Here is a 25,037-nt window from a genome sequence, read left to right on the forward strand (position 1 = left end):
GCACCCGATGAGCACGCCCTCCCCCGCCTCCGACTTCGCGCTGCCGGGACCGCCGAACATCGCGAGCTCGTTCCGCACCCAGCGGCGCACCGGGGCGATCCCCGGGCTCCGGTACCGGCAGGTGGCTCCCGCCGATCCCGTGAAGGCCGCGGAGGTCGACCGCAGGCTGGAGGAGTGGGCCCGGCATCTCGATCTGTTCCCCGAGGCGTGGAAGGGCGACTTCTCGGGGTTCCAGTTCGGGCGGGCCGTGGTGCTCCAGCACCCGGAGGCGCTCGATCTGGAACGTCTGACGGCCGCGGGCGAGTTGCTGCTCGCCGAGAACGTCGTCGACTCCTGCTACTGCGAGGAGGACGAGGGGCGGGGCGGCGCGCGCCGCGGCCTCGGAGGCCGGCTGATCATGGCCCAGTCGGCGCTCGACCCGTACCACGGCATTCCCGAGCTGGAGGAGGAGTGGCGGCACGGCGTGCGGGCCGACGGTCCGCTGCGCTCGTACCACTTCGCCCTCCAGGACTACGCCGCCTTCGCCACCCCGAGCCAGACCGACCGCTTCGTCCACGACATCGCCCGGCTCCACCTGGGCTACCTCGCCGAGGCGGCCTGGGCGGAGACCCGGTACGTCCCGCAGGTCTGGGAGTACCTGGTGATGCGGCAGTTCAACAACTTCCGCCCCTGTCTGTCGATCGTGGACGCCGTCGACGGCTACGAACTGCCCGAGGCGGTCTACGCCCGCCCCGAGATCCAGCGGATCACGGCGCTGGCCTGCAACGCCACCACGATCGTCAACGACCTGTACTCCTTCACCAAGGAGCTGGCGAGCGACCCCACCCATCTGAACCTGCCGCAGGTCATCGCCGCGAACGAGCGCTGCGGTCTGAAGGCCGCCTACCTCAAGGCCGTCGAGATCCACAACCGGATCATGGCGGCCTTCGAGGAGGAGTCGGCCCTGCTGTCCGCCACTTCACCGCTGGTCGAGCGGTACGCCCGCGGGCTGTCCGACTGGGTGGCCGGCAACCACGAGTGGCACTCCACCAACACCCACCGCTACCACCTGCCCAACTACTGGTAAAGCGCGATCGAATGACAGAGCGTCACAGGTACCAGCACGAGGAGTCACCGTTGACCATCGCCCCCGACGCCGGCACCAAGGCAGCATCGGTGCCTACCCAGTCCACGTACCAGACCCGCGTCGCGGACTACTGGAACGCCGAGGAGAACCCGGTCAACCTGGAACTCGGAAAGCTCGACGACCTCTACCACCATCACTACGGCATCGGAGCCGCCGACCGCTCCGTGCTCGACGAACGCGACCCGGACCTGCGGCGGGAGCGCATCACCACCGAACTGCACCGGCTGGAGCACGCCCAGGCCGAACTCCTCGCCGAGCGGCTCGGCCCCCTCTCCCCCACCGACCGCGTCTTCGACGCCGGTTGCGGGCGCGGCGGCGGCAGCGTCACGGCACATCTGCGGTACGGCTGCCACGCCGACGGCGTCACCATCTCGCAGAAGCAGGCGGAGTTCGCGAACGCCCAGGCCCGCAAGCGAGGCATCGACGGCCGGGTGCGCTACCACCACCGCAACATGCTGGACACCGGGCTGCAGACCGGGGCGTACGCGGCCTCCTGGAACAACGAGTCGACCATGTACGTCGAGCTCGACCTGCTGTTCGCCGAGCACGCCCGGCTGCTGCGCCGCGGCGGCCGCTACGTGACCATCACCGGCTGCTACAACGACACCTACGGGCGCGCCTCCCGCGAGGTGTCCCTGATCAATGCCCACTACATCTGCGACATCCACCCACGCTCGGAGTACTTCCGCGCCATGGCCCGCAACCGGCTCGTCCCGGTCCATGTGGAGGACCTCACCGAGGCGACCATCCCCTACTGGGAGCTGCGCCGTGAGGCCGAGCACCTGGTGACGGGCATCGAGGACACGTTCCTGAACGCGTACCGCAACGGCAGTTTCCAGTACCTGCTGATCGCGGCGGACCGCGTCTGACCGACCGTCGGGCTCGCGTCGGCCATGGGTCTGCCATGGCCGACGCGCGTCTTCCGCCTTGGGCCCGGCTGTGCTTGCCTGGGAAACCGTTTTCGGTGCCCGGGGCGGGAGTTGCCGTATGCGCAGGCCGTGGATCGTGGGGCTACTGCTGGCCGTCGTACTGCTCGGCGCGTGCGGTGATCCGGCGTCCGGTCCGGAGGCAGCGCCGCCTCCCGACTCACCGCAGGCCTCGGTGACCACCCAGCAGCGGGCGCCGGCCTCGCCGAGCGCGAGCGCCGCCACTGGCACTGGCACTGGCACTGGCACTGGCACTGGCACTGGCACTGGCAAGAACGCCCCTGCGGAGGGCCCCGCCGTGCTGTACCTGGGCGACTCGCTCGCCATGGAGGCGCAGGACGTGCTCGGGCAGGAGCTGCGCCGCGAGCTGGGGGCGACGTACACGAGCGCGCCGTATTCGGGAACGACCCTGTGCGACTACCTGGAGGGCACCGGCGAGCGGTCCCTCGTGCCGGTCGCGGACAAGGCGGCCGCCCTGGTGCGCAGGTTGCGGCCGGACTTCGTGGTGCTGCAGTTCTGGGGGAACGCGTGGGGCTACACGCCGTGCATGGACGGGATCACCCATGACGCCTCGCCCGAGAAGTACTTCAAGCGGTACGAGGCCGACCTCAAGCGGCTCACGGACCAGATCGCCGCGGCCGGTGAGACGCGGATCGTCTGGGTGCTGCAGGGCCCGGACCCGATCACTCCCGACCGGGTCCGGCGCGTCAACGCCCTGTACGAGTTGCGGGCCGGCGCCTCGGACGGCCTGCTCGCCGACGCGGGCAAGGCGCTGAGCGCGGCCGGGGCCCGTCACTCCTGGGTCCAGTACCTGCCGTGCACGGCGTACGAGCGCGAGCACGCCGAGTACTGCACCCAGCCCGACCGCGGCCGGACCGCCCTGCACCGCGACGACGACTACTTGCACTTCTGTCTGGCGCCCACGACCTCGAAGCCGAGGCCGTGCCCGGTCCGCTCGCCCGGGATCCTGCGGATGGCTCGGGAGATCACGCGGGTGATCGGCACGCACGCCGGCGGTTGATTGCGGGGCCGGTTCCCTACCCGACGTAGGCCTTCTCCAGGGCGGCGATGTCGAACTTGCTCATCTCCATGAAGGCCTTGGTCACGCGGGCCGCCTTCGCCGGGTCCGGGTCGGTGACCATGGCGTCGAGAGTGTCCGGAACGACCTGCCAGGACAGCCCGAACCGGTCCTTGAGCCAGCCGCAGGGGCCGGGCTCGCCGCCGCCCTCCGTGAGCTTGGCCCAGTAGTAGTCGATCTCCTCCTGGTTCCCGCAGAAGATCATGAAGGAGGTCGCCTCGGTGAACTTGAACTGGGGGCCGCCGTTGAGCGCGAGGAACTTCTGGCCGTTGGCCGTGAACTCGACGGTCATGACCGAGCCCGCCGGCTGGAACGCGCCCTCCGGGTAGCGCGCAACCTTGCCGATGCTGGAGTTCTTGAACACGGAGACGTAAAAGTTGGCGGCCTCCTCGGCCTGGCCGTCGTACCAGAGACACGTCGTGAATCCGTCGGTTGCCATGGGTACCTCCTGGGCGTGCGGAACGCTGTCATCTGTACCGACCGATCCTCGCCCCGGAACTCATCGGTCGCGCGGCCGGCTAATCCACGTGGCCGTTACATCATTCGGAACTAGCATCGCCGTCATGACGCCTTCGCCCGCCGACAACGGCATCCACCCCTTCCGCATCGACATTCCACAGAGCGACCTGGACGACCTGCACGACCGCCTGGACCGCATCCGGTGGCCCGACGAACTCCCCGGGGTCGGATGGACCTACGGCGTGCCTTCGGAGTACCTGCGCGAGCTGGTGCGCCACTGGCGGCACGAGTACGACTGGCGGGCGGCGGAGGCGCGGCTGAACGAGTGGCCGCAGTTCACGACCGAGATCGACGGGGCGCATGTGCACTTCGCGCACATCCGCTCGCCCGAGCCCGACGCCACCCCGCTGATCATCACGCACGGCTGGCCGGGTTCGATCGTGGAATTCATGGACGTCGTCGGTCCGTTGTCGGACCCGGCCGCGCACGGCGGCGATCCCGCCGACGCCTTCCACGTGGTCCTGCCGAGCATCCCCGGGTTCGGGTTCTCCGGACCCACCCGGGAGACCGGCTGGGAGGCCCGCCGGATCGCCGACGCGTGGGTCGAGTTGATGACACGCCTCGGCTATGAGAGGTTCGGTGCCCAGGGCGGCGACTGGGGCGCCGGGATCTCCCGCGAGCTGGGCCGCGTCCACCCCGACCGGGTCATCGGCATCCACCTCAACCTCCTGCCCGGCGCGCAGGCGTCCTCCGAGCCGACTGAGCAGGAGCTGGCGCGGCTGAGCCCCGAGGAGCGGGAGCGGACGCTCAGCTCGTGGCGCCGATGGGCCAAGTGGTTCCGGGACGGGACGGGCTACTTCCACCTGCAGTCCACCCGGCCGCAGACCCTGTCGTACGCGCTGACGGACTCGCCGGTCGGCCAACTCGCCTGGATCGTCGAGAAGTTCCAGGAGTGGACCGACTCCGAGCAGTTGCCCGAGGAGGCCGTCGACCGGGACCTGATGCTCACCAACGTGACGCTGTACTGGCTGACGGGCACGGCGGGATCGTCCGCCCGGGTGTACTACGAGCGCGCCCATGCCAAGGGAGACCGCGTGGCCGCGCAGCACGAGCCCTCGACCGCCCCGACCGCGGTGGCGTCCTTCCCCGGCGACCCGCAGATCCCCCTGCGGCACAAGGCGGAGCGGACGGAGAACATCGTGCGCTGGACGGAGTTCGACCGGGGCGGGCACTTCGCGGCGATGGAGGAGCCGGACCTGCTCGTCGGGGACGTACGGGCGTTCTTCCGGCAGGTGCGCGAGAAGGGCTGACGCCCCGCTCTGCCGGTAGCGAATCTGCCGCGGGCAGAGAATCCGCATTCCGGCGTCGTCCGAGGTCAAGAGTGGAGTCGAAGGCATCCCCGCCACCACGAGGAGAACCGATGACTCCACTCACCACGCTCGCGCCGCGGGCAGAGGAGGGTGACACCGCGCCCACCCGCTTCGACGACCAGCTGGCCGCCCAGCTCCTCGGCCAGCGCATCGTCCTGCTGGGCACCCAGGTCGACGAGGTCTCCGCGAACCGGGTCTGCGCGCAACTGCTGATCCTGTCCGCGGAGGACCCGCGCACCGACATCAGCCTGTACATCAACAGCCCGGGCGGCTCGGTGCACGCGGGTCTGGCCATCTACGACACGATGCGGCTGATCCCGAACGACGTCGCGACACTCGCCATGGGCTTCGCGGCCAGCATGGGCCAGTTCCTGCTGAGCGTGGGCAGCGCGGGCAAGCGCTACGCGCTGCCGAACGCGCGGATCATGATGCACCAGCCGTCGGCGGGCATCGGCGGCACCACCGCGGACATCGAGATCCAGGCGGAGAACCTGGAGTTCACGAAGAGGACCATCGAGCGGATCACCGCCGAGCACACCGGCCAGACCCCGGAGACCATCTCCCGGGACGGTGACCGCGACCGCTGGTTCACGGCCGAGGAGGCCAGGGAGTACGGCATGGTGGACCAGGTCGTGGAGTCCCTCGCGGATGTCCGCCCGGCCGCCTCCAAGCGACGGATGGGGCTGTGACATGGGGAACTACACGATTCCGTACGTCGTCGAGCGGACCGCGCACGGCGAGCGGTCCTCCGACGTGTTCAGCCGGCTGCTGTCGGAGCGGATCATCTTCCTGGGCACGGAGATCGACGACGGTGTGGCCAACGTCGTCATCGCGCAACTCCTGCATCTGGAGTCTTCGGCTCCGGAGAACGAGATCGCGATCTACCTCAACTCCCCCGGCGGCTCGTTCACTTCGCTCATGGCGATCTACGACACGATGACGTTCGTGCAGGCGCCGATCTCCACCTTCTGCGTCGGGCAGGCGGCGTCCACGGCGGCCGTGCTGCTGGCCGGCGGGGACCCCGGGCGGCGGTTCGTGCTGGAGCACGCGCGGGTGCTGCTAGGTCAGCCCGCCTCCGGCGGCAGCCGTGGCGTGGTGTCCGATCTGGCCCTCCAGGCCAAGGAGATGGTCCGGATCCGCTCGCAGGTCGAGGAGGTGCTGGCCCGGCACACCCACCACGACATCACGACGCTGCGCGCGGACATGGACCGCGACAAGGTGTTCACCGCCGAGGAGGCCGTGGCGTACGGCCTGGCCGACGAGGTGCTGAGCCGGCGCCTGGTGGGGGTCTGAGGCGCCGGCGCGACCTCACGCCGCGAGGCACATCCCGTCGTGGCGTGAACCGGCCCTGGTGCGGCTGCCGGTGGCGGCTCGGTGACCGGTGAGCCGGACGAGCTCGCCCTGCGCCTGCGACAGCAGGTCGGCGAGGCCGAGTCCCAGGGCGTGGGCGGCGGCCGCGAGAACCTCCGAGGAGGCCTCCTTGCGGCCGCGCTCCACCTCCGAGAGATACGGCATGGAGATCCGGGCCGCGTCGGCCACGTCCTTCAAGGTGCGCTCCTGGGCGAGGCGCTCGCGGCGCAGGACGTCGCCGACGAGGTCGCGCCACAGGGGTTCCCTGGGGGCCGGGGCGGGCGGTGCGGCGGCGGGCGCGGGCGCAGGGGTGGCAGGGCGTTCGGACGCGGGGCGGGTCGTTCCCGGGCGGGCGGCGGGCGGGCGCAGGGGAATGACGCGGGCTTCGTTCGGCGCTTGTTTGCTCACTTTCCCAGCCTATGAGCGTGGGACGGCAGGGGAAGGGGTCGGCGTTCCGCCCTGGGGGAAATCGCGGCTACGAACCGGCACGGGATTCCCGGCCGGCCTTCACTCGTCGGCCAGCCTCAGCACGGCCCGCACCCGCTTGCCGACCGGCACCCGTTCCACGGCGACTTCGGCGACCAGCGCGTGGACGATCTCCAGTCCGTGCCGGCCGACCCGCTGCGGATCCTTGGGGTAGCGGCGGGGCAGCGCGGCACTGCTGTCGTACACGCACACCGTCACCGCGTCGTCGGTGCCCTCCAGATCCAGGATGTACGGGCCGTTGCTGTGCCGGTCGGCGTTGGTGACCAGCTCGCTGACCACCAACAGCACCTTGTCCTCGGCCGGCTGCCCGATCGTGGCGCACCACTCGGTCCTGAGCCGCCCGAGGAACAGCGCCGCGAAGGACCGCGCCTCGGCGATGCATCCCTGTTCGCCGCTGTAGTGCGCCGCCCGCCGAAGCGGTTCCACGGGCACGTCGAAACCAGTCGGAATCACTGCCCCGTCCACGTGCTCGATCATGCGTTTCTCTCTCGGAAGCCGGCCCCGGCCGGACGCTGCTGCACCAGTCCTGTTACCCAGAGCGGGGCCGCGCAGTCCCCGTGCAGGTCGCGCCGTACGTCACAGCGGCGACGACTGCGATGTGTCCTCCGTGGGCGCCGACTGGGGCGTCGTGGTCGTGTCCTCGTCCGGCGGCGGGACAGAGGTCTCGGGCGACTCGGGCTCGGTCGTCGGGGGTTCGGAGGTCGAGGGTTGCGGAGTGGACGGTTCCGGGGTTGGTGTCGGCGGGCTGGACGGGGAACTCGGCGACTTCGGCGTCGAGACGCTCACCGACGGGGAGGGCTTCACCGGCCGGTCGGTCTTCCGGTCCTTGTCGCCGTCGTCGCCGCGCTCGCGGGCGACCCACTCGTCGCGCTCGTCGTCGAAGATGACGAACACGTTGACGACCGTCGTCGAGGGCACGACCACGACGACGTTCGAGGAGCGGTACGACGGCCAGGAGTCTCCCGTCCGCTTGAGTGTGCCCTGCTGGGCGACCGGCGGGGTCAGCGGGTTGCCGCATGCGCAGCGCACCCGGGGCACCCCGCGGTCGTCGACCATGACCGCCGTACCGCTCTGGAGGACGGCCTGGTAGCCGTTGGCGGCGCCGTCGCGGTAGCCGTGGTTGGTGACGCGGGTGTCCATGCGCAGCTGGACGGGGGTGAGCGAGCGCAGATAGGCGGGGACGTCGGAGGGGTCGACACGGGCGACCGAGGCGAATGCCCTGTTCTTCTCCGGAGCCGCTTGAAGGTACTCGATCTGTTTCTCGACGTCGCATGCGGCGGCGTTGCGGCTGCCGCCGTACAGGCCGGGCGCGCCGCCGTCGACCCCGCGTACCGCGTTCGACGGTGCCGACTCGGTGGCCGCGGTGGGGGTGGCGGGCGGGGCGGAGCTGTCCGTGGCGGTGGACTCGGTGAACGGGTCGGGTCCCGTCTTGCCGGCGGCCTGGAGGAAGACCTCGCCGCCGGCGGTCGTGCCGTTGCCGCCGTTGCCGCCGTCACCGCGGGAGAGGACGACGGCGAGGATCACTGCGGCCACGACCACGACGGCGATCGCGGCGATGCGGGGCGCGGACCGCCACCAGGGGCGGCCCGGTTCGGGGCCGGGTGCTCCGGTGCCGCCGGCGGACGGGGGCTGCGAGGGCGGGCCGGAGGGTGGCTGGGAGGGGCCCGACAGGGGGCCCGAGGGCGGTCCTGTGGGGCGGCCGGACGACGGAGGTTCGACGCTCACGAAGCCTTCTTCCCAGCGTGCTGGATGGCGCTTTCGCCGCGCACCTTTGTCTCTTTTGTCGCTTCTCTACGTTGAACCCATTCTGTGCTCCGGTGCCGCGTCGCCCGCAAGCCGACGCGGACGGACCTCCCGGCGGGCGGGGCGGTGAGGCGCTGCTTAGCGTGGGCAGGGTGAGCGCGCTGACCACCTCCCGTCCGGCCGTGGCCGCCCATGGCTGGGTGCAGGCCCTTCTCGCGGTGCTGGCCGGGCTGGTGGCGATGGTGGTGGTCGCCACGCTCGGGCTGTGGGCGGCCGGGGCCGCGGACCTCCCGGACAACGCCTTCCCCCGTGTCGTAGCGGCGACCGTCGTCACGGCGGTCGGCGGCACGATCGAGCTCTCGGGGAACGCGGGAGGGCTGGCCGAGTCCGACGCCGGTCTGACCGTGATCCCGCTGTCCGTCACACTCACCGGTGCGCTCGTCCTGGCCGCCGGTTTCCTGCGTCCGCTGCGGCATCGGGCGGTCGCCGGCGCCTGGGAACTGGCCGGCTGGGCCGCCAGGATCGCCGTACTGTGGCTGGTCGCGCTCCTGGGGCTGTCCCTCGCCGCCAGCCAGACGTTCACCCTCTCCCTGCGTGACCTCGGGGAGGACGCGCTCGGCGACCTCGGCGACCTGTTCGGCATCTCGCCCGAGGTCGGCTTCACCACGCACGTCCCGGCGACCTTGTTCTTCGGCCTGCTGTGGCTGGCGGGCATGCTGGTGCTGGCCCTGCTGGTGTCGCGCGGGGCTCCGCTGCCGGGCCGGCTGCTGCGCTTCCAGGAGTCGGTGCGGCCGGCCGCGTACGCCATGGTGGCGCTGCTGCTCACCTATGTCGTGGTGGGGGTCATCATCGGCCTGGTCGTGGCGGCGACGCGCGGGCACGCGTCCGAGACGTTCGCGGTGATGCTGCTCGGTCTGCCGAACCTGGTGTGGCTCGCCCTGACGATCGGGCTCGGCGCGACCTGGAACGGGCGGGTGGACGGGCCGTTCGGACTGCCCATGCCGCACGTACTTGACGAGGTGCTGCGCGGTCGGGAGGCGGCCGAGCTCAATCTGGGCACGCTCGCCGAACACGACGGCAGGGTGTGGTGGCTGGTCGCCGTCGACGCGGTCCTGCTGCTGGCGGCCGCGTTCGTGATGGCGAGGCGTTCACCGGCCCGGTTGCGGGCCTGGCAGCACGCCGTGCACATGGCGGTCGCGCTCGCACTGACGGTATTGATGATCTGCCTCGTCGGCCGGACGTCGGCGCACTACGGCCTGTCGGTGCTGGGCATCGGTGACCTCGGCGGGGATCTGGGCGGCGAGCTGTTCCTGCGGCCCGAGGTGTGGGGCGCCATCGGCCTGGCACTGCTGTGGGGGCTGGTCACCGGGTTCCTCGGCGGGCTGTCGGCGAAGCGGGTGCGGCACCGGGGCGAGGTGCCGCCGCGCGCGGAAGGATGAGCCGCCGCACCGGCCCCGGTCACCGCCGGAAGACCGGCTCGGCCCAGCGGGGCGGTGGTTTCGGCTCGCCCTTCGCGGACCCCTTCGGACGCTCCACGACCCTCAGGTCCACCTCCGTCGGCGGGTGCCCCTTCGCCGCACCGCCCGCGACCGCGGCGCGCAGGTCGGCGACGAAGGCGAGGCAGGAGTCCTGCCGGTCGTCGGGGCTCTTGGCCAGGGCCCTGGCGAACACCGCGTCGACGGCCGCAGCGAGGTCCGGGCGTGCGTCGGTCAGGGGCGGTGGCTCGTCGTACTGGTGGGCCCACAGCAGGGCCATGTCGTTGTCGCGGCGCAGCGGCGGGTGGCCCGCCAGGCACTCGTAGACCACGCAGGCGAAGCCGTAGACGTCGCAGCGCGCGTCCACCGGCTTGCCCGAGATCTGCTCAGGGGCCACGTAGTCGAGGGTGCCGACGAACTGACCGACGGTCGTGAAGCCGGTCAGGGACAGCGACTTCTTCGTCAGACCGAAGTCGGTGAGGTACACGTGCTCGGGGTGATCGCTGTCGGTGCCGCGCGCGACGAGGATGTTGCCCGGCTTCACGTCCCGGTGGACCAGGCCGTGGTCGTGCGCCGCATCGAGGGCGGAGGCGACCTGGGCGGCGATGCGCAGGGCCGTCGGGGGCGGCAAGGGGCCCTGGCGGTCGAGGAGATGGCGCAGGTCGCTGCCGGAGACGTAGCGCATGGCGATGTACAGGACGCCGTCCGTCTCACCCGCCTCGAACACCGGCACGATGTGCGGATGGTCGATCGCGGCGGCGACCCGGGACTCGTGGGTGAAGCGGCTCCGGAAGGTGTCGTTGCGGGAGAGTTCGGGGGCGAGGAGCTTCAGGGCGACGGTGCGGTCCAGGCGCAGGTCGCGGGCGCGGTAGACGACCGCCATGCCCCCGCGGCCGATCTCGCGCTCGATGCGGTAGCCCGCGATCTCCCGGCCGATCAGCTCCGAGGGGCGGCCGGAGAACAGGCTCGTGTCACGGACCATCGGGTGTCACGACCTGGGTCGGGGCGTGGCCGGGGTCCGTGGCGGCGCGGGGACCGTCGTCCGTGGCGTACGTGCTCAGCCGGGTGCCGTCCGCGTACGCCCACCGGCCGTGGTCGGCGTCGTAGAGCCACATCGACTCACCGTCGACGACGACCCCGATGCGCAGCCCCGACGTGCGGATGCGGAAGGCCTCGCCGTCCAGGCCGCCGGCCGCGAGGTCCTCGACCGCGGACCGGTAGCCGGCCAGCACCCGCTCGACGCGGGTGAGCAGCGGGCGCGGGTCGGCGGCACTCGTGAGCGGGGCGTCGTCGGCGGTGGGCGGGTCCTGCGGTACGGCGACCAGGTGGCGGCCGTCGACCCAGGCCGACCAGCCGTTGGCGCACAGGATGTGCCCCCAGTCGCCCTGCCGCTCGACGAGCTGGACCGGCAGGAACGCGTCGAGGGGCACGGTGGGCCGGGCGGGGTCGGGTGTTTCCCAGGCGGGCATGCCGTGCTGGGGGACGACGTGGGTGGGCCGGAAGCCGGGGGAAGCCATGGGCTCTCGCCTACTTCCGCATGACGACGGGTTCGCGGCGGCGCAGCAGCCGGGAGACGACGTAGCCGAAGACCGCCGAGAGCGCGACGAGCATGGCCACGTTGAGCAGCCACACGCCGGCGGAGTGCTCGAACAGCGGGTCGCCGGTCAGGTCGCCGGGGACGAGCCGGGACAGCTCCAGGGTGCCGGCCATCGCGCCGAGCGCCCATCGGGAGGGCACGACCCAGGACAGCTGCTCCAGGCCGGGAACGCCGTGGAGTTTGAGCAGTGCTCCGCAGAACACGACCTGGACGATGGCGAGCAGCACCAGCAGCGGCATCGTCACCTCCTCCTTGCGCACCAGCGCGGAGACGACCAGGCCGAGCATCATCGCGGTGAAGGCCAGCAGGGCGACGGCGACGGTGATCTCGACCAGCGGCGGCATCACCACACCCTCGCCGCCGGGGGCGTTGAGATCGACGCCGAGCAGGGCCACCAGGGTCAGTACGACCGCCTGCAGCACGGTGATCGTCCCCAGGACCACCACCTTGGACATCAGGTACGCCGATCTGGACAGGCCGACCGCCCGCTCCCGCCGGTAGATGACGCGCTCCTTGACGAGCTCGCGCACGGCGTTCGCCGCGCCCGTCAGGACGCCGCCGACGCACAGGATGAGCAGCGCGTTCATCGCCGTCTCCTGGGTCAGCCGGCTGCCGGCCAGGGCGCGGGCCATCGCGCCCATCACGAACGGCAGGGCGATCATGATCGCGAGGAAGGTGCGGTCGGCGGCGAGCGCGGTGGCGTAGCGGCGGATGAGCGTGCCGAGCTGGGCGCCGCGGCTGCGCGGCCGGGGCGGCCGGGCGATCACGACCGGGCCGGTGCGGGGCTGCCGGGGCTGTCCGGTCGCGTCCGAGATGTACTGCCGGTGGTAGAGCGAGCTGCGGTAGTCGCCCGCCCAGTCCCGCTCCTGGTCGCGTTCGAACGCCTCGAAGGCCTCCGGCCAGTGCTCGAACCCGAAGAAGAGCAGGGCCTCCTCGGGCGGACCGTAGTAGGCGATGCGTCCACCGGGGGCGAGGACGAGGAGCCGGTCGCAGATGTCGAGGCTGAGCACGCTGTGCGTGACGACGATGACGGTACGGCCGTCGTCGGCCAGGCCGCGCAGCATGTTCATCACCGAGCGGTCCATGCCGGGGTCGAGCCCGGAGGTCGGCTCGTCGAGGAACAGCAGCGACGGCTTGGTCAGCAGTTCCAGGGCGACGCTCACGCGCTTGCGCTGCCCGCCGGAGAGGCTGTGCACGGGCTGCCCGGCGCGCTGCTCCAGGCCCAGCTCGTGGATGACCTCGTCGACCCGGGCCCGGCGCTCGGCCTTGGCGGTGTCCTGGGGGAAGCGCAGCTCGGCGGCGTAGGACAGGGCGCTGCGGACGGTGAGTTGTGCGTGCAGGATGTCGTCCTGCGGGACCAGGCCGATGCGCTGCCGCAGCTCGGCGTAGTCGCGGTAGAGGTCGCGGCCGTCGTAGAGAACGGTGCCGTGGTCGGCGGGGCGCTGGCCGGTGAGGGCGTTGAGCAGCGTGGACTTCCCGGCACCGCTCGGTCCGACGACGGCGAGCAGGCACTTCTCCCCCACCGGGAAGGAGACGTGGTCGAGGAGGGTCTTGCGGCCGTGGTCGACGGCGACCGCGAGGTCCTGCACCTCCAGGGAGACCTCTCCGGTGTCGACGTACTCCTGCAGCTGGTCCCCGACCAGGCAGAACGCGGAGTGGCCGATGCCGACGATGTCGCCGGGGCCGATGGGGGCGGTGGTGACCGGACTGCCGTTGAGGTAGGTGCGGTTGTGGCTGCCCAGGTCGGCGATCTCGTACGTCCCGTCGGGCAGGACGTGCAGCTCGGCATGGTGGCGGGAGACGACCAGGTCGTCGATGACCAGGTCGTTGTCGGCGGCGCGGCCGATGCGGACTGCGCGGGTGGGCAGGGGGCGGACGGAGGTGGGTCGGCGGAAGGTGCCGGTGAGGCCGGGCATGGATATCGCCGAGGGGCGTTCCGGCGCGGCGGGCGGGCCCGGGCGGTCCAGCAGCACCGCGCGGGGGCCGTCGGCCGGGTTGCCGAAGCGGATGACGGTGCCGGGTCCGACGTCCCACTCGCGGATGCGGTGGCCTTCGGTGTAGGTGCCGTTCGTGCTGTTCTCGTCCGCGAGGGTCCAGTGGTCGGCGCCGGGCCGCAGTACCGCGTGGTGCCAGGAGACACGGGCGTCGTCGATGACGATGTCGCTCAGCGGGTCGCGTCCGACGCGGTAGTCACGGCCGGGGGTCATCACGGTGGAGCCCGACTCGGTCTCCAGGACCAGTACGGGCGCAGTCGGTGCGACCGGCCGCTCCGCCATGCCAGGATTCTATCGATCTGCCCCTGTATGCGCTGCCTGCGCTCACGGCGTCCCCCTGCGCTCGGGGCGCGTTCCTTCGGCAGCGGGGGTTCAGGCGACGGGGACGACCAGCGCCGGGACGGTCCGCTGCATCCGCAGGGCGTCGATCGACTCGGCGAGCAGTTCGTACTCGGTGGTCTCGTCGCTCACGGCGATCCGCACCAGCCGACCGGCCGCCAACTCGTCGGCCACCAGCTCCTGTTGATCGTCGTCGCCGCACCATGCGCGCAGCACGGCCGGCACGTCGGGCACATTGTCCGCGACCGGGACGAGCGCACTCGCAGGGAAGTGCGCGGCGTCCGGTCGCGGGTCTAATCGCTCGGCCATCCAGGAGGCCCGGTCACGCAACCACCACAGCGCGAGGGCCAGGGTGGGCGCCCGGTAGGTTCCCAGGGGTACACCTATGCGCCGGCCGCCGCAGACGCCGTACGCGGTGACATGGCAAAGGAACTCGTCGTGCACGTGACCTCCCCCGTGTTGCCGTGTTCGCCTGTCGGCGGACCTCGCTTTCCCTACGGCTCGTGAGCGGTGCGTAAGGGCGCCGTCGCCCCATGTGAGGCACCCTCGTAGTTGAGTATGTTCACTACTGAAACACTGTCACCATGACTTTCCGGCCAGTCTCCTGGCATATTCACAGCCGGTGTTGGCCGAAACACGGCGGGTACACGTCAACCCCGTGCATGACCGGGCATTACCTCAGGAGTAATCGAGCTTTCCGGCGCCGGCGGGCATCGTTGCGGTACCCGGTCACCGCGAGCGGGATCCGGGTTCCCACCACTGACGACCTCGTTGGAGGCTGATCGCCCATGTCCGCGTCCGCGCCCGTGACCACCGAACGCTACGAGATCGCCGTCGCCCGCTACTTCGACGCGTGGAACACCCGCGAGCCCAATGCGCTGGCCCGGGCGGTCGCCAACGCCTGGTCCCCGCAGGGCGGTTACACCGACCCGCTCGCGGACGTCCGGGGCCATGAGGGGATCGCGGCCGTCGTCGCGGCGGCGCACGCACGGTTCCCCGGCTTCGTCTTCCGGCGGACCGGCTCCGTCGACGGCCACCACGACACGGCACGGTTCTCCTGGGAGCTGGTGAGCGAGGTCGACGGGGCGGCTCCGGTCGCCGGGTCCGACGTGATCACGCTGGACGCCGAGGGACGGATCCTGTCCGTCCTCGGGTTTCTGGACCGAGTGCCGGGCGGGGCGTGAACTCCGCGATGAGTTTCCGGGCTCGCGGTGGTCTCCTCAGTACGTGACCACCGCGAGCGAAGGAACCACCATGACCACCACCGCCAAGCTGGACGAGGAGTTCACCGCCGTCCTGCGCAAGAGTCCGAGCGAGGGCGGCTGGACCTATCTCGTCTGGCCGAGGAGCGTGGAGTTCTTCGGCACCCGCGGGCTCGTCAAGGTCCGCGGCACGATCGACGGGCAGCCCTTCCGCAGTTCGTTCATGGCCATGGGCGACGGCACGCACAAGCTGCCCGTGAAGGCCGACATCCGCAAGGCCATCGGCAAGGCGGAGGGCGACACCGTGACCGTGCGTCTGGAGGAGCGGATCAGCTCCTAGCCGCCTCACGATAGCGCCGGGGCGCGACGCCCAGCGCCCGCTTGAAGGCGTTGCTGAAGGCGCTCTCGGAGGTGTAGCCGACGGAACGGGCGAGCGCCGCGACCGGGGCAGTGTCCTGCCTGAGGGCACGGGCGGCCAGGCTCATGCGCCAGTTCAGCAGATAGGTCAGGGGCGGCACCCCGGCCGCCTCCTTGAACCGTACGGCGAAGGTGGTCCGGGACATCGCGGCCGCCCGGGCGAGGTCCTCCAGCTGCCAGGGGTGGCCCGGATCGCCGTGCATCAGGCGCAGGGCCGGGGCGAGCCGTTCGTCGGCCAGGGCCCGCAGCCAGCCCGGCGGCAGCCCCTCGGACTCGACGAGGCAGACCCGCAGCACCTGCACGAACATCAGCTGGGCCAACTGGTCGGAGGCGAACTCGACACCGGCCCGGCGCGTCTTCATCTCCTCGGCCAGCTGCCCGATCAGCCAGCGCAGCGCCGAAGCCTCGGCCACGTCGGACCGTACGTGGATCAGCTCCGGGAGCGCCCGGCGCAGCAGTTCACCGCTGTCCCGGCTCAGGTCGATGTGCCCGGAGACGCAGGAGACATCCTCGTCCGTGCCCTCACCGAGCCGGGCCGAAGAGGTGACGGGGTCCACCGTGACGTCGGCGGAGTCCAGTGGTTCGACGCCGAGCGCGCTGCACAGGACGTACGGCCGGCGCCCGTCGGAGACCACCACGTCCCCCTCGGACAGCTTCAGCGGCTCGCCGCCGTCCTCGCGGACCAGCAGGCAGCCGCCCCGCACCACGGCGATCACCTTCAGCTTGTCGCGCCCGCGCAGCCGGATCGCCCAGGTGCCGCCTGCGGTGAAGCCACCGGAGAACACGCTGCGGGCATCGGCGACTGCGAGGGCCTCGGACAGCGGATCTGCGGTCATGCTCGAACTATCACGCAAGTAATGCGGATTCTCAAGCATTCATCGTACGGATACCCGAACCTACGGTGGTCTGGTCGGCTCACATCGAGGAGATACGCACCATGACCACCGCACAGCACCCCCTGCCCTCCGGCTTCGGCGCCGCGTCCACCGCCGAGGAGGTGATCAAGGGGGTCGACCTGACCGGCAGGGTCGCGATCGTCACCGGCGGCTACTCCGGCATCGGGCTGGAGACGGCCCGGGTGCTGCGCTCCGCCGGCGCCGAGGTCGTCGTACCGGCGCGGGACCTGGAGCGGGCACGGGCCGCGCTGCAGGACGTGCCCGGCGCCGAGGTCGAGTACCTGGACCTGCTGGATCCGGCGTCGATCGACGCCTTCGCGGGTAAGTTCCTGGCCTCCGGGCGTCCGCTGCACATCCTGGTCAACAGCGCCGGGATCATGGCGACCCCGCTGACCCGGGACGCACGCGGGTACGAGGCACAGTTCGCCACCAACCACCTGGGGCACTTCCAGCTGGTCGCCCGGCTGTGGCCCGCCCTGGTCGCGGCTGACGGGGCGCGGGTCGTGGCCGTGTCGTCGCGGGGCATCCGCTTCGGCAACGTCGACTTCGACGACCTGCACTTCGAGCACCGCGCCTACGAGCCGTTCGCCGCCTACGGCCAGTCCAAGACGGCGAACGCGCTCTTCGCCGTGGAACTCGACCGGCGCGGGCGGGGCCAGGGGGTGCGGGCCTTCGCCGTGCACCCGGGCACGATCATCGAGACCGGCCTCGCCAAGCACGTCTCCGCCGAGGTGGTCCGGGCGGCCGGTGTCCTCGACGAGCACGGACGGCCCGTACGGGACCCGTCCCGCCAGCTGAAGACGGTCGGGCAGGGAGCCGCCACCAGCGTCTGGTGCGCCACCAGCCCGCAGCTGACCGCACTGGGCGGGGTCTACTGCGAGAACTGCGACGTCAGCCCCCTGGTGGCCGAGGCCGAGGAGGCCGAGTGGCGCGCCGGAGCGGAGACGCCGGGCGTGCTGTCGTACGCCGTGGACCCAGAGGCGGCGGCCCGCCTCTGGGAGGTCAGTGAACGCCTTATGGCTTGAGGATCGCCTCGATGCGGGCCAGTTCGTCGGCGTCGAAGTCCAGGTTGCGGGTGGCCGCGACGCTGTCCTCGATCTGCTGCGCGCTGCTCGCGCCGACGAGCGCCGAGGTCACCCGGCCGCCGCGCAGCACCCAGGCCAGGGCCAGCTGCGCCAGGGTCTGGCTGCGGGACTTGGCGATCTCGTCGAGGGCCCGGAGCTTGCCCAGCAGCTCGTCGGTGATCGCGTCGGCGTTCAGGAACGGGCTGCCGCTCGCGGCCCGCGAGTCCTTCGGGATGCCGTCGAGGTAGCGGGAGGTCAGCTGGCCCTGCGCGAGCGGGGAGAAGACGATCGAGCCGACCTGGAGCTCGTCGAGGGCGTCGAGGAGTCCCTCCTCCTCGGGGCGGCGGTTCAGCATCGAGTAGGCAGGCTGGTGGATGAGCAGCGGCGTGCCCAGCTCGCCCAGGATGCGGGCGGCCTCGCGGGTCTGCTCCGCCGAGTAGTTGGAGACGCCGACGTACAGCGCCTTGCCCTGCTGCACCGCCGAGTGCAGGGCGCCCATCGTCTCCTCCAGCGGAGTGTCCGGGTCGGGGCGGTGCGAGTAGAAGATGTCGACGTAGTCCAGGCCCATCCGCTTCAGGCTCTGGTCGAGCGAGGACAGCATGTACTTGCGCGAGCCCCACTCGCCGTACGGGCCGGGCCACATCAGATAGCCGGCCTTGGTGGAGATGATCAGCTCGTCCCGGTACGGCGCGAAGTCCGCCTTCAGCGCCTCGCCGAACGCCGACTCGGCGGCGCCGGGCGGCGGGCCGTAGTTGTTGGCCAGGTCGAAGTGGGTGACGCCGAGGTCGAAGGCGCGGCGCAGGATGGCCCGCTGGTGCTCGACCGAGCGGTCCGCCGGGCCGAAGTTGTGCCACAGGCCGAGGGACAGCGCGGGAAGCTTGAGTCCGCTGCGGCCGGTGCGCCGGTAGGGCATGTCCGCGTAGCGGTCGGTGTGTGCGGTGTACAACGCGACTCCAGAGGGGTTGGCACAGGGAGGACGGCTCCGAGGAACCGGTGTTCCAGTCGCCGTCCACTCTGTCGTGACCTGCCGGCAGTGGTCCAACAGGTAAATCAGATGGGATTCAGCGGCTACGCTGCTCAATCATGGAACTGCGCCATCTCCAGCATTTCGTGGCGGTCGCCGAGGACCAGCACTTCACCCGGGCGGCCGAGCGCCTCCTGGTGTCCCAGTCGGGTCTGTCGGCCTCGATCCGGGCCCTGGAGCGGGAGTTGCAGACCCCGCTGTTCGTGCGGACGACGCGCCGGGTGACGCTCACCCCTGCCGGCCGGGCGCTGCTGTGCGAGGCGGAACGGATCCTCGCGCAGGTGCGGGCCGCCCATGAGGCGGTGGCGGCGGTGCAGGGCGTGCTGCGCGGGATGCTGGCGCTCGGGTCCGAGCAGTGCATCGCCGGGGTGCATGTGGCGGGACTGCTGGCGGCCTTCCGGCGGGCGCATCCGGACGTGGAGATCTGCCTGCGTCAGGCGGGCTCGGGTGCGCTCGCGGAGGAGGTCGCGGCCGGACGCCTCGATCTGGCCTTCGCCGTACGGACCGCGCAGGAGGACACCGACCAGCTGCGGGTCGTACCGCTGACCGGCGAGCCGATGACCGTCCTGTGCCATCCGAGCCACCGCCTCGCCACCGCCGGCGCCGCCGTCACTCCGGAGGAGCTGGGCGGCGAGGTCTTCGTCGACTTCCACCCGGACTGGGGGCCGCGCCGCACCACCGACGCCGTCTTCGCCGCCGCGGGCGTACGGCGTACCGTCGCCCTGGAGGTCAACGACGTGCACAGCCTCCTGGACCTGGTGGACGAGGACCTCGGCATCGCCGTCGTGCCCCGCCACTTCCGGGACAAGCGGCGCTCACTGACGGCCCTGCCGGTGAAGGGCACCGGCGAGACCGTCTACGAGACGGTCGCCCTCCTGCCGCCCGAGCAGGCCACCAGCCCGGCGGCCCGGGCGCTCATGGCACTGCTGGAAACAGAGGGCGCGTGACGGACGGGTGCGCGATGGTGGAGTCATGCATGCGAAGGACATCCTCATCGACGGGTACAACCGCATCCAGGAAGAAGTCCACGCCGCCGTCGAGGGTCTCGACCCCGACGACCTGCACGCCCGCCCCTCCCCCGAGGCCAACTCCGTCGCCTGGCTGATCTGGCATCTCACCCGGGTCCAGGACGACCACATCGCCGACGCCTTCGGCCTCGACCAGGTGTGGCTGACGCAGGACTTCCAGAAGACCTTCGGGCTCGACCTGCCGCGCCACGACACCGGCTACGGCCACACCTCGGCGAAGGTCGCCAAAGTACGGGTGGACTCCGGTGACCTGCTGACCGGCTACTACGACGCCGTTCACGCCCAGAGTCTGGGGGCGCTGCGGGAGGTGGCCGCCAAGGATCTGGAGCGCATCGTGGACGAGCGCTGGGATCCACCGGTCAGCCTGGGCGCACGGTTGGTCAGCGTCCTGTCCGACGATCTCCAGCACGTCGGACAGGCCGCCTACGTCCGCGGGCTGGTCGTGGGCTCCTAGCCCGCGGACCGGTGCGGACCGCTGCTCAGAGCGCGGACCCGTAACCGGGCAGTACGACGTCCTCGATGAGGGCATTGCGCTCGTCGAACGGGATGAACGCGCTCTTCAGGGCGTTCACCGTGACCGTGCGCAGGTCCTCGACCGTCCACCCGGCCTGCTCGACCAGCAGGGACATCTCGCGCGTCATCGTCGTACCGGACACCAGACGGTTGTCGGTGTTGAGGGTGACGCGGAAGCCGAGGTCCTTCAGCGCGGTGATCGGGTGCTCGGCTATGGACGTGGCGGCGCCCGTCTGGAGGTTGGAGGTCGGGCACATCTCCAGCGCGACACGGCGGTCGCGCACCCAGCCGGCGAGCCGGCCGAGCTTGCCGTCCACGATGTCGTCCGTGATGCGCACGCCGTGCCCGATGCGCTGGGCGCCGCACACCTGGAGGGCCTGGTGGATGCTGGACAGGCCGTCGGCCTCACCGGCGTGGATGGTGAAGGGCACGCTCTCGCGGCGCAGGTGCTCGAAGGCGTCGACGTGGTCGGCGGCGGGGAAGCCCGCCTCGGCACCGGCGATGTCGAAGCCGACGACACCGGCGTCCCGGAAGGCGACGGCCAGGTCGGCCGCCTCGCGCACCCGGTCGAACATCCGCATCCCGCACAGCAGGGTGCCGACGCGCACCGGAGTGCCGGCGGCCGCGGCCTTGGCCATGCCCGCCGCCAGGCCCTCCTGGACGGTCTCGACGACCTCGGCGAGGGTCAGCCCGCCGTTGGTGTTCAGCTCGGGGGCGTAGCGCACCTCGCCGTAGACGACGCCGTCCGCGGCCAGGTCGAGGACGTACTCCTCGGCGGTGCGCAGGAGCCCCTCGCGGCTCTGCATCACGGCGAGGGTGTGCTCGAAGGTGGCGATGTATCGGACCAGGTCGCCGGAGTTCGCGGCCTCGAAGTACCAGGCGGCGAGCTCGTCCGGGTCGGTGGTGGGCAGGGTGTGGCCGACCGCCTCGGCGAGCTCCACCACGGTGGCGGGGCGCAGGCCGCCGTCGAGGTGGTCGTGCAGCACGGCCTTGGGGAGGCGACGGATGACGTCGGCGTCTACGCGCGTAGCAGTCATGGCGGAGTCTTTCCTTGAGCGGGGCGGTTCGAAGCGGCGGGCGGAGGGGCGGCCCAGGAGGTGGGAGGTGGATCAGCCAGCGGGCTGGAGCAGGTCCCAGCGGTTGCCGTACAGGTCCTGGAAGACGGCGACCGAGCCGTAGGACTCGTGCCGGGGCTCCTCCAGGAAGGTCACGCCCGCGGCGAGCATGCGGGCGTGGTCGCGGGCGAAGTCGTCGGTGTGCAGGAAGAACCCGACGCGCCCGCCGGTCTGGTCGCCGACCCGGGCCCGCTGCTCGTCGCCCTTGGCGCGGGCCAGCAGCAGTCCGGTTCCCTGATCGCCCGCCGCCACGACGACCCAGCGGGAGCCGTCCGGGCGCGGGGTGTCCTCGACCAGCCGGAAGCCGAGGGCTTCGGTGTAGAAGCGGATCGCCTCGTCGTAGTCGTCGACGACGAGGGTGACCAGGGCGATGTGTCGCATCGAGACCTTCCTTGAGGTGCGATTGACGGGAGAGGTTATACGTAAAACGTCCAGGGCGCCAGTCCTGACCGGGACCGCGGCCCCAGGCCCGCCGCCCGAGGTGCGACAGGCGGTCGCCGACTAGCGTGCCGGGAATGACGATCATGGATGGTGCGCGCAGCCCCGAGCGCCGCAAGCAGGACGTTCTGGACCGGCTGGAACGGGAGACGGACATCTGGGTGGCCTCGGCGGACAGCCACGGGGTGCCATGTCTGGTCGCGCTGTGGTTCGTCTGGGACGGCGAGGCGTTGTGGATGGCCACTCGCCCCGGCAACCCCACAGGGCGCAACCTCCGCATCGGACGTCGGACCCGGCTGGCTCTCGGGGACACCCGGGACGTCGTCCTCATCGACGGCGGCGTGGAGGTCCACGGCGCCGACGAGGTGCCGGCCGCGGCTGCCGAGGCGTTTCACGCGAAGACGGGCTGGGATCCACGGAACGACTCGCCGACGTACGCCTACTACCGGGTGCGGCCGCGCTCCGTACAGGCCTGGCACGAGGTGCACGAACTGCCGCAGCGGCACCTCATGCGAAACGGAACGTGGCTTGTCTGAACAAGTTTCGCGCGTACGTCCCCACGCCATCCATTTCCCGCACAGGTGTTACCTGGGAGTAACTCCTGATGGTTTGATGTGCGGCGCCACGCAACCCCCTTCAACCACAGGGAGATCCAGTGACGCTCTCCGCACACCGCCGCGCACAGGGCTCGATCGTGCTCGCGCTCTCGCTCGCCGGTGCCGGTCTTGCCTGCTCGGCGCCCGCCGCGTCGGCCGCCGAGCAGGCGCCGCCGCTCAAGTTGTTGTCGTACAACGTCTTCCTCTTCAGCAAGACTCTGTACCCGAACTGGGGCCAGGACCACCGGGCCGCCGAGATCGCCAAGGCGCCGTTCGTGCAGGGCAACGACGTGGTCGTGTTCCAGGAGATGTTCGACAACTCCTCCTCGGACGCGCTGAAGAACTCCCTCGCCGGCCGCTACCCCTACCAGACGCCGGTGGTCGGACGCGGCAAGAGCGGCTGGGACGCCACCGGTGGCGCCTACTCGGCGACCACACCCGAGGACGGCGGAGTCACGATCCTGAGCAAGTGGCCGGTGCTGCGCAAGGAGCAGTACGTGTTCAAGGACGCGTGCGGATCGGACTGGTGGTCGAACAAGGGCTTCGCGTACGTGGTGCTGAACGTGAACGGCACCAAGGTGCACGTCGTGGGCACGCACGCGCAGTCGACCGATCCGGGCTGCGACGCCGGTGAGGCCGCCGCGACGCGCAGCCGGCAGTTCAAGGCGATCGACGCGTTCCTGGACGCGAAGAACATCCCCGCGAGCGAGCAGGTTCTGGTCGCCGGTGACATGAACGTCGACTCGCACACGTCCGAGTACGGCTCGATGCTCGCCGACGGCGGGCTGGTCGGGGCCGACGCGCGGACCGGGCACCCGTACTCCTTCGACACGGCGGACAACTCCATAGCCCGCGACCGCTACCCCGACGACCCGCGCGAGGACCTGGACTACGTCCTGCACCGCGCGGGTCACGCCCGTCCCACCGTCTGGAAGAACGACGTCGTCAAGGAGCAGAGCGCGCCCTGGACGGTGTCGAGCTGGGGCACCGACTACACATACACGAACCTCTCCGACCACTATCCGGTGACCGGGTTCGCCGGCTGAACCATGCCCTGCCGGCTGCGGCTCAACCGGTCTGCTGTCGCGCCGTGTTGAGCCGGGCCAGCTCGTCGCCGGTGAGGCGCAGAGCTCCCGCGGCCACGTTCTCGGCGAGGTGGTCGGGGTTGCCGGTGCCGGGGATGGCGAGGACGTGCGGGCCCTGGTGCAGGGTCCAGGCGATGCGCACCTGGGCGGGGCTCACTCCGTGCGCCTGCGCCACGGCGAGTACCTCGTCGCCGTGGGCACCGGACGCCCCCCGCTCCCCGGTGTCGCCCGCGACGGCGTAGAACGGCACGAAGGCGATGCCCTGCTCGCCGCACAGGCGCAGCAGTTCGTCGGCCTCGGGGTCGGGCCGGTCGAGCGCGTACCGGTTCTGCACGCTCACCACGGGCGCGATGGCCTGTGCCTCGGCGAGGTGCCGTGGCTCCACGGCGGAGACGCCCAGGTGCCGGATCAGGCCCGCCTCGCGCAGTTCGGCCAGGGCGCCGAAGTGCTCGGCGATGGAGTCCTGCCGCATGCGGCGCAGGTATACGACGTCCAGGTGGTCGCGGCCGAGCTGGCGCAGGTTCTCCTCGACGTGGCCGCGCAGCTGGTCGGGGCGGGCCGAGGTGCCCCATTCCCCGGCGTAGTCGCGGAACGGGCCGACCTTCGTCGCGATGACCAGGTCGTCGGCATACGGCCCCAGCGCGGTGTTGATGAGTTCGTTGGCCGCGCGCAGGGCGGAGAAGTAGAAGGCGGCCGTGTCGATGTGGTCGACGCCCAGCTCGACCGCCTTGCGCAGTACGGCGATCGAGCGTCCCCGGTCACTGGGCGTCCCGTGGTGGAAGGCGGCGCTGCCCGTCAGCCGCATCGCGCCGAAGCCGACGCGGGTCACGGACAGGTCGCCGAGCTTCCAGGTGCCCGCGGCGTGCGCGGTGATCATCTCTGAGGTCATCGGCGGAGTCTCGCACACGCCTCAGGCACAGGGGGGCGTCAGCAGTAGAGGTTGCCGCCAGGAGTGACGCCGAGGATCTGCGTGAAGCGCTGGTAGGCGTCCACGCGGCTCTGGACCTGCGCGGGGTTCTTGCCGTCGCACTCCAGGGAGCCGTTGATGCTGCGGATGGTCTGACCGAAGCCGGCCTGGTTCACCATGGCGTTGTGGGGGGTCATGGTGCCGGGGCCGGACTGGGTGTTCCAGTACCACAGCCCGGTCTTCCAGGCGACGGCCGACTCGTTCTGCACCCGCCAGGGGTTGTTCAGCAGATCGATCCCGAGCGCGTCACCCGCGGCCTTGTAGTTGAAGTTCCACGACAGCTGGATCGGACCGCGGCCGTAGTAGGCGTCCTGGCCCGCGGGACAGCCGTACGGCTGGCTCCGGTCGCAGTAGTGGGGGTAGTTGGCGGTGTTCTGCTCGACAATGTGGACCAGGCCGCCGGTCTCGTGGTTGACGTTGGCGAGGAAGGCGGCCGCCTCCTGCTTCTTCACCGTGTCGCCGCCGGTGTTGGCGAAGCCGGGGTAGGCGCTGAGGGCGGCGGTCAGCCCGCTGTACGTGTAGAACGAATTCCGGTTCGGGAACATCTGGTTGAACTGCGACTCGCTCACGACGAACCCGGCGGCGGACGCGCTCGGGGCCGGCTGAAGCAGCAGAGCTGCGCTGCCCAGGGCGAGTGAGGACAGCAGTGCGGCTATGCGGCGCCTCGACACAGGATCAACTCCTTTGCGGAGCACGGCCGCACCCGGACAAGGGCAGGACGAAGCAGAGCCTTGAGCGCACGCGCCGAC

General features: G+C 71.0%; 28 protein-coding genes. 14 read left to right on the plus strand and 14 right to left on the minus strand.

All coding sequences use genetic code 11. The annotated features are described in order from the left end of the window. The first annotated feature begins 7 nt into the window (after positions 1–7). The 3 genes from AB5J55_RS02700 to AB5J55_RS02710 all read left to right on the plus strand — a co-directional run bounded on the left by AB5J55_RS02700 (position 8) and on the right by AB5J55_RS02710 (position 3,073). Positions 8–1,066, plus strand: a complete 1,059-nt coding sequence (locus tag AB5J55_RS02700) for a family 2 encapsulin nanocompartment cargo protein terpene cyclase (RefSeq protein WP_369269078.1) — start codon at positions 8–10, stop codon at positions 1,064–1,066. Positions 1,067–1,116: 50 nt separating this feature from the next. Next, the gene (locus AB5J55_RS02705; RefSeq protein ID WP_369269079.1) at positions 1,117–1,995 is read left to right on the plus strand and encodes a geranyl diphosphate 2-C-methyltransferase; all 879 of its coding nucleotides are present in this window, start codon (positions 1,117–1,119) and stop codon (positions 1,993–1,995) included. Between the two features lie 118 nt (positions 1,996–2,113). Next, complete coding sequence (locus tag AB5J55_RS02710; RefSeq protein ID WP_369269080.1) at positions 2,114–3,073, plus strand: SGNH/GDSL hydrolase family protein; 960 nt, start codon at positions 2,114–2,116, stop codon at positions 3,071–3,073. Between the two features lie 16 nt (positions 3,074–3,089). Here AB5J55_RS02710 and AB5J55_RS02715 read toward each other — a convergent pair whose 3' ends face one another. Beyond that, the gene (locus AB5J55_RS02715) at positions 3,090–3,569 is read right to left on the minus strand and encodes a VOC family protein (protein ID WP_369269081.1); all 480 of its coding nucleotides are present in this window, start codon (positions 3,567–3,569) and stop codon (positions 3,090–3,092) included. Between the two features lie 124 nt (positions 3,570–3,693). Here AB5J55_RS02715 and AB5J55_RS02720 point away from each other — a divergent pair, with 124 nt between their 5' ends. The 3 genes from AB5J55_RS02720 to AB5J55_RS02730 all read left to right on the plus strand — a co-directional run bounded on the left by AB5J55_RS02720 (position 3,694) and on the right by AB5J55_RS02730 (position 6,252). Next, the gene (locus tag AB5J55_RS02720) at positions 3,694–4,899 is read left to right on the plus strand and encodes an epoxide hydrolase family protein (RefSeq protein ID WP_369269082.1); all 1,206 of its coding nucleotides are present in this window, start codon (positions 3,694–3,696) and stop codon (positions 4,897–4,899) included. Between the two features lie 110 nt (positions 4,900–5,009). After that, positions 5,010–5,648, plus strand: coding sequence for an ATP-dependent Clp protease proteolytic subunit (locus AB5J55_RS02725; RefSeq protein ID WP_369269083.1), 639 nt, complete (start codon positions 5,010–5,012; stop codon positions 5,646–5,648). Position 5,649: 1 nt separating this feature from the next. Then, positions 5,650–6,252 carry a ClpP family protease gene (locus tag AB5J55_RS02730; RefSeq protein ID WP_369269084.1) on the plus strand — a complete coding sequence of 201 codons (603 nt, stop codon included), beginning with the start codon at positions 5,650–5,652 and terminating at the stop codon, positions 6,250–6,252. 15 nt (positions 6,253–6,267) lie between these two features. Here the strand turns inward: AB5J55_RS02730 and AB5J55_RS02735 are convergent, their stop codons facing one another. The 3 genes from AB5J55_RS02735 to AB5J55_RS02745 form a co-directional block, all read right to left on the minus strand. Further along, the gene (locus AB5J55_RS02735; protein ID WP_369269085.1) at positions 6,268–6,717 is read right to left on the minus strand and encodes a helix-turn-helix domain-containing protein; all 450 of its coding nucleotides are present in this window, start codon (positions 6,715–6,717) and stop codon (positions 6,268–6,270) included. A gap of 99 nt (positions 6,718–6,816) precedes the next feature. Continuing rightward, complete coding sequence (locus tag AB5J55_RS02740) at positions 6,817–7,272, minus strand: ATP-binding protein (protein ID WP_369269086.1); 456 nt, start codon at positions 7,270–7,272, stop codon at positions 6,817–6,819. Positions 7,273–7,371: 99 nt separating this feature from the next. Further along, positions 7,372–8,520, minus strand: a complete 1,149-nt coding sequence (locus AB5J55_RS02745) for a DUF6777 domain-containing protein (RefSeq protein WP_369269087.1) — start codon at positions 8,518–8,520, stop codon at positions 7,372–7,374. 170 nt (positions 8,521–8,690) lie between these two features. Between AB5J55_RS02745 and AB5J55_RS02750 the strand changes: the two genes are divergently transcribed. Then, positions 8,691–9,977, plus strand: a complete 1,287-nt coding sequence (locus tag AB5J55_RS02750) for a streptophobe family protein (RefSeq protein WP_369269088.1) — start codon at positions 8,691–8,693, stop codon at positions 9,975–9,977. 19 nt (positions 9,978–9,996) lie between these two features. Here AB5J55_RS02750 and AB5J55_RS02755 read toward each other — a convergent pair whose 3' ends face one another. The 4 genes from AB5J55_RS02755 to AB5J55_RS02770 all read right to left on the minus strand — a co-directional run bounded on the left by AB5J55_RS02755 (position 9,997) and on the right by AB5J55_RS02770 (position 14,387). Continuing rightward, a complete protein-coding gene (locus AB5J55_RS02755; RefSeq protein WP_369269089.1) occupies positions 9,997–10,995 on the minus strand; it encodes a serine/threonine-protein kinase in 999 nt (332 codons plus the stop codon). Beyond that, positions 10,985–11,530: a hypothetical protein gene (locus AB5J55_RS02760; RefSeq protein ID WP_369269090.1), complete on the minus strand. Its 546-nt coding sequence runs from the start codon at positions 11,528–11,530 to the stop codon at positions 10,985–10,987. Before AB5J55_RS02760 ends, AB5J55_RS02755 begins: the two co-directional genes overlap by 11 nt. A 10-nt stretch (positions 11,531–11,540) precedes the next feature. Then, positions 11,541–13,886, minus strand: coding sequence for an FHA domain-containing protein (locus AB5J55_RS02765; RefSeq protein WP_369269091.1), 2,346 nt, complete (start codon positions 13,884–13,886; stop codon positions 11,541–11,543). Between the two features lie 90 nt (positions 13,887–13,976). Continuing rightward, positions 13,977–14,387, minus strand: coding sequence for a hypothetical protein (locus AB5J55_RS02770; protein WP_369269092.1), 411 nt, complete (start codon positions 14,385–14,387; stop codon positions 13,977–13,979). 344 nt (positions 14,388–14,731) lie between these two features. Here AB5J55_RS02770 and AB5J55_RS02775 point away from each other — a divergent pair, with 344 nt between their 5' ends. Together AB5J55_RS02775 and AB5J55_RS02780 are read left to right on the plus strand one after the other, a co-directional pair. Further along, positions 14,732–15,127, plus strand: coding sequence for a nuclear transport factor 2 family protein (locus AB5J55_RS02775; protein WP_369269093.1), 396 nt, complete (start codon positions 14,732–14,734; stop codon positions 15,125–15,127). 70 nt (positions 15,128–15,197) lie between these two features. After that, positions 15,198–15,485, plus strand: coding sequence for a DUF1905 domain-containing protein (locus tag AB5J55_RS02780; RefSeq protein ID WP_369269094.1), 288 nt, complete (start codon positions 15,198–15,200; stop codon positions 15,483–15,485). Here the strand turns inward: AB5J55_RS02780 and AB5J55_RS02785 are convergent. Next, positions 15,475–16,398: an AraC family transcriptional regulator gene (locus tag AB5J55_RS02785; protein ID WP_369269095.1), complete on the minus strand. Its 924-nt coding sequence runs from the start codon at positions 16,396–16,398 to the stop codon at positions 15,475–15,477. The genes AB5J55_RS02780 and AB5J55_RS02785 overlap by 11 nt on opposite strands. Before the next feature lie 101 nt (positions 16,399–16,499). Here AB5J55_RS02785 and AB5J55_RS02790 point away from each other — a divergent pair, with 101 nt between their 5' ends. Then, positions 16,500–17,483 (plus strand): oxidoreductase, encoded by a 984-nt coding sequence (locus tag AB5J55_RS02790; RefSeq protein WP_369269096.1) that lies wholly within the window; start codon positions 16,500–16,502, stop codon positions 17,481–17,483. On the opposite strand, the gene mgrA is transcribed toward AB5J55_RS02790, so the two are convergent. Beyond that, on the minus strand, positions 17,473–18,468 hold the full coding sequence (gene mgrA, locus AB5J55_RS02795; protein WP_328883779.1) for an L-glyceraldehyde 3-phosphate reductase: 996 nt from the start codon (positions 18,466–18,468) through the stop codon (positions 17,473–17,475). The two genes, AB5J55_RS02790 and mgrA, sit on opposite strands and share 11 nt — an antisense overlap. A gap of 137 nt (positions 18,469–18,605) precedes the next feature. Here mgrA and AB5J55_RS02800 point away from each other — a divergent pair, with 137 nt between their 5' ends. Further along, a complete protein-coding gene (locus tag AB5J55_RS02800) occupies positions 18,606–19,493 on the plus strand; it encodes a LysR substrate-binding domain-containing protein (protein ID WP_369269097.1) in 888 nt (295 codons plus the stop codon). A gap of 25 nt (positions 19,494–19,518) precedes the next feature. Further along, positions 19,519–20,028 (plus strand): DUF664 domain-containing protein, encoded by a 510-nt coding sequence (locus AB5J55_RS02805; protein WP_369269098.1) that lies wholly within the window; start codon positions 19,519–19,521, stop codon positions 20,026–20,028. Between the two features lie 25 nt (positions 20,029–20,053). On the opposite strand, the gene AB5J55_RS02810 is transcribed toward AB5J55_RS02805, so the two are convergent. Together AB5J55_RS02810 and AB5J55_RS02815 are read right to left on the minus strand one after the other, a co-directional pair. Continuing rightward, a complete protein-coding gene (locus tag AB5J55_RS02810) occupies positions 20,054–21,124 on the minus strand; it encodes an adenosine deaminase (protein WP_369269099.1) in 1,071 nt (356 codons plus the stop codon). A gap of 72 nt (positions 21,125–21,196) precedes the next feature. Continuing rightward, positions 21,197–21,583, minus strand: a complete 387-nt coding sequence (locus AB5J55_RS02815; protein ID WP_369269100.1) for a VOC family protein — start codon at positions 21,581–21,583, stop codon at positions 21,197–21,199. A 134-nt stretch (positions 21,584–21,717) separates the two neighbouring features. Between AB5J55_RS02815 and AB5J55_RS02820 the strand changes: the two genes are divergently transcribed. Both AB5J55_RS02820 and sph read left to right on the plus strand, forming a co-directional pair. Next, entirely contained in the window at positions 21,718–22,176 is a 459-nt protein-coding gene (locus AB5J55_RS02820) for a pyridoxamine 5'-phosphate oxidase family protein (protein WP_369269101.1), read from the plus strand. Between the two features lie 119 nt (positions 22,177–22,295). Further along, complete coding sequence (gene sph, locus AB5J55_RS02825; protein ID WP_369269102.1) at positions 22,296–23,282, plus strand: sphingomyelin phosphodiesterase; 987 nt, start codon at positions 22,296–22,298, stop codon at positions 23,280–23,282. 22 nt (positions 23,283–23,304) lie between these two features. Here the strand turns inward: sph and AB5J55_RS02830 are convergent, their stop codons facing one another. Both AB5J55_RS02830 and AB5J55_RS02835 read right to left on the minus strand, forming a co-directional pair. Further along, complete coding sequence (locus AB5J55_RS02830; protein ID WP_369269103.1) at positions 23,305–24,210, minus strand: aldo/keto reductase; 906 nt, start codon at positions 24,208–24,210, stop codon at positions 23,305–23,307. A gap of 38 nt (positions 24,211–24,248) precedes the next feature. Continuing rightward, on the minus strand, positions 24,249–24,959 hold the full coding sequence (locus AB5J55_RS02835) for a chitinase (RefSeq protein WP_369269104.1): 711 nt from the start codon (positions 24,957–24,959) through the stop codon (positions 24,249–24,251). Positions 24,960–25,037 lie beyond the last annotated feature (78 nt).

The organism is Streptomyces sp. R11, from assembly GCF_041051905.1.
Lineage (GTDB): Bacteria > Actinomycetota > Actinomycetes > Streptomycetales > Streptomycetaceae > Streptomyces.

What these genes read in the sequence shown, in the direction of transcription:
- AB5J55_RS02700 (WP_369269078.1), top strand. Translation starts at nt 8, where the DNA reads ATGAGCACGCCCTCCCCCGCCTCCGACTTCGCGCTGCCGGGACCGCCG.
- AB5J55_RS02710 (WP_369269080.1), top strand. Translation starts at nt 2,114, where the DNA reads ATGCGCAGGCCGTGGATCGTGGGGCTACTGCTGGCCGTCGTACTGCTC.
- AB5J55_RS02715 (WP_369269081.1), bottom strand. Translation starts at nt 3,569, where the DNA reads ATGGCAACCGACGGATTCACGACGTGTCTCTGGTACGACGGCCAGGCC.
- AB5J55_RS02720 (WP_369269082.1), top strand. Translation starts at nt 3,694, where the DNA reads ATGACGCCTTCGCCCGCCGACAACGGCATCCACCCCTTCCGCATCGAC.
- AB5J55_RS02725 (WP_369269083.1), top strand. Translation starts at nt 5,010, where the DNA reads ATGACTCCACTCACCACGCTCGCGCCGCGGGCAGAGGAGGGTGACACC.
- AB5J55_RS02730 (WP_369269084.1), top strand. Translation starts at nt 5,650, where the DNA reads ATGGGGAACTACACGATTCCGTACGTCGTCGAGCGGACCGCGCACGGC.
- AB5J55_RS02740 (WP_369269086.1), bottom strand. Translation starts at nt 7,272, where the DNA reads ATGATCGAGCACGTGGACGGGGCAGTGATTCCGACTGGTTTCGACGTG.
- AB5J55_RS02755 (WP_369269089.1), bottom strand. Translation starts at nt 10,995, where the DNA reads ATGGTCCGTGACACGAGCCTGTTCTCCGGCCGCCCCTCGGAGCTGATC.
- AB5J55_RS02760 (WP_369269090.1), bottom strand. Translation starts at nt 11,530, where the DNA reads ATGGCTTCCCCCGGCTTCCGGCCCACCCACGTCGTCCCCCAGCACGGC.
- AB5J55_RS02765 (WP_369269091.1), bottom strand. Translation starts at nt 13,886, where the DNA reads ATGGCGGAGCGGCCGGTCGCACCGACTGCGCCCGTACTGGTCCTGGAG.
- AB5J55_RS02775 (WP_369269093.1), top strand. Translation starts at nt 14,732, where the DNA reads ATGTCCGCGTCCGCGCCCGTGACCACCGAACGCTACGAGATCGCCGTC.
- AB5J55_RS02780 (WP_369269094.1), top strand. Translation starts at nt 15,198, where the DNA reads ATGACCACCACCGCCAAGCTGGACGAGGAGTTCACCGCCGTCCTGCGC.
- AB5J55_RS02785 (WP_369269095.1), bottom strand. Translation starts at nt 16,398, where the DNA reads ATGACCGCAGATCCGCTGTCCGAGGCCCTCGCAGTCGCCGATGCCCGC.
- AB5J55_RS02790 (WP_369269096.1), top strand. Translation starts at nt 16,500, where the DNA reads ATGACCACCGCACAGCACCCCCTGCCCTCCGGCTTCGGCGCCGCGTCC.
- AB5J55_RS02800 (WP_369269097.1), top strand. Translation starts at nt 18,606, where the DNA reads ATGGAACTGCGCCATCTCCAGCATTTCGTGGCGGTCGCCGAGGACCAG.
- AB5J55_RS02805 (WP_369269098.1), top strand. Translation starts at nt 19,519, where the DNA reads ATGCATGCGAAGGACATCCTCATCGACGGGTACAACCGCATCCAGGAA.
- AB5J55_RS02810 (WP_369269099.1), bottom strand. Translation starts at nt 21,124, where the DNA reads ATGACTGCTACGCGCGTAGACGCCGACGTCATCCGTCGCCTCCCCAAG.
- AB5J55_RS02815 (WP_369269100.1), bottom strand. Translation starts at nt 21,583, where the DNA reads ATGCGACACATCGCCCTGGTCACCCTCGTCGTCGACGACTACGACGAG.
- AB5J55_RS02820 (WP_369269101.1), top strand. Translation starts at nt 21,718, where the DNA reads ATGACGATCATGGATGGTGCGCGCAGCCCCGAGCGCCGCAAGCAGGAC.
- AB5J55_RS02830 (WP_369269103.1), bottom strand. Translation starts at nt 24,210, where the DNA reads ATGACCTCAGAGATGATCACCGCGCACGCCGCGGGCACCTGGAAGCTC.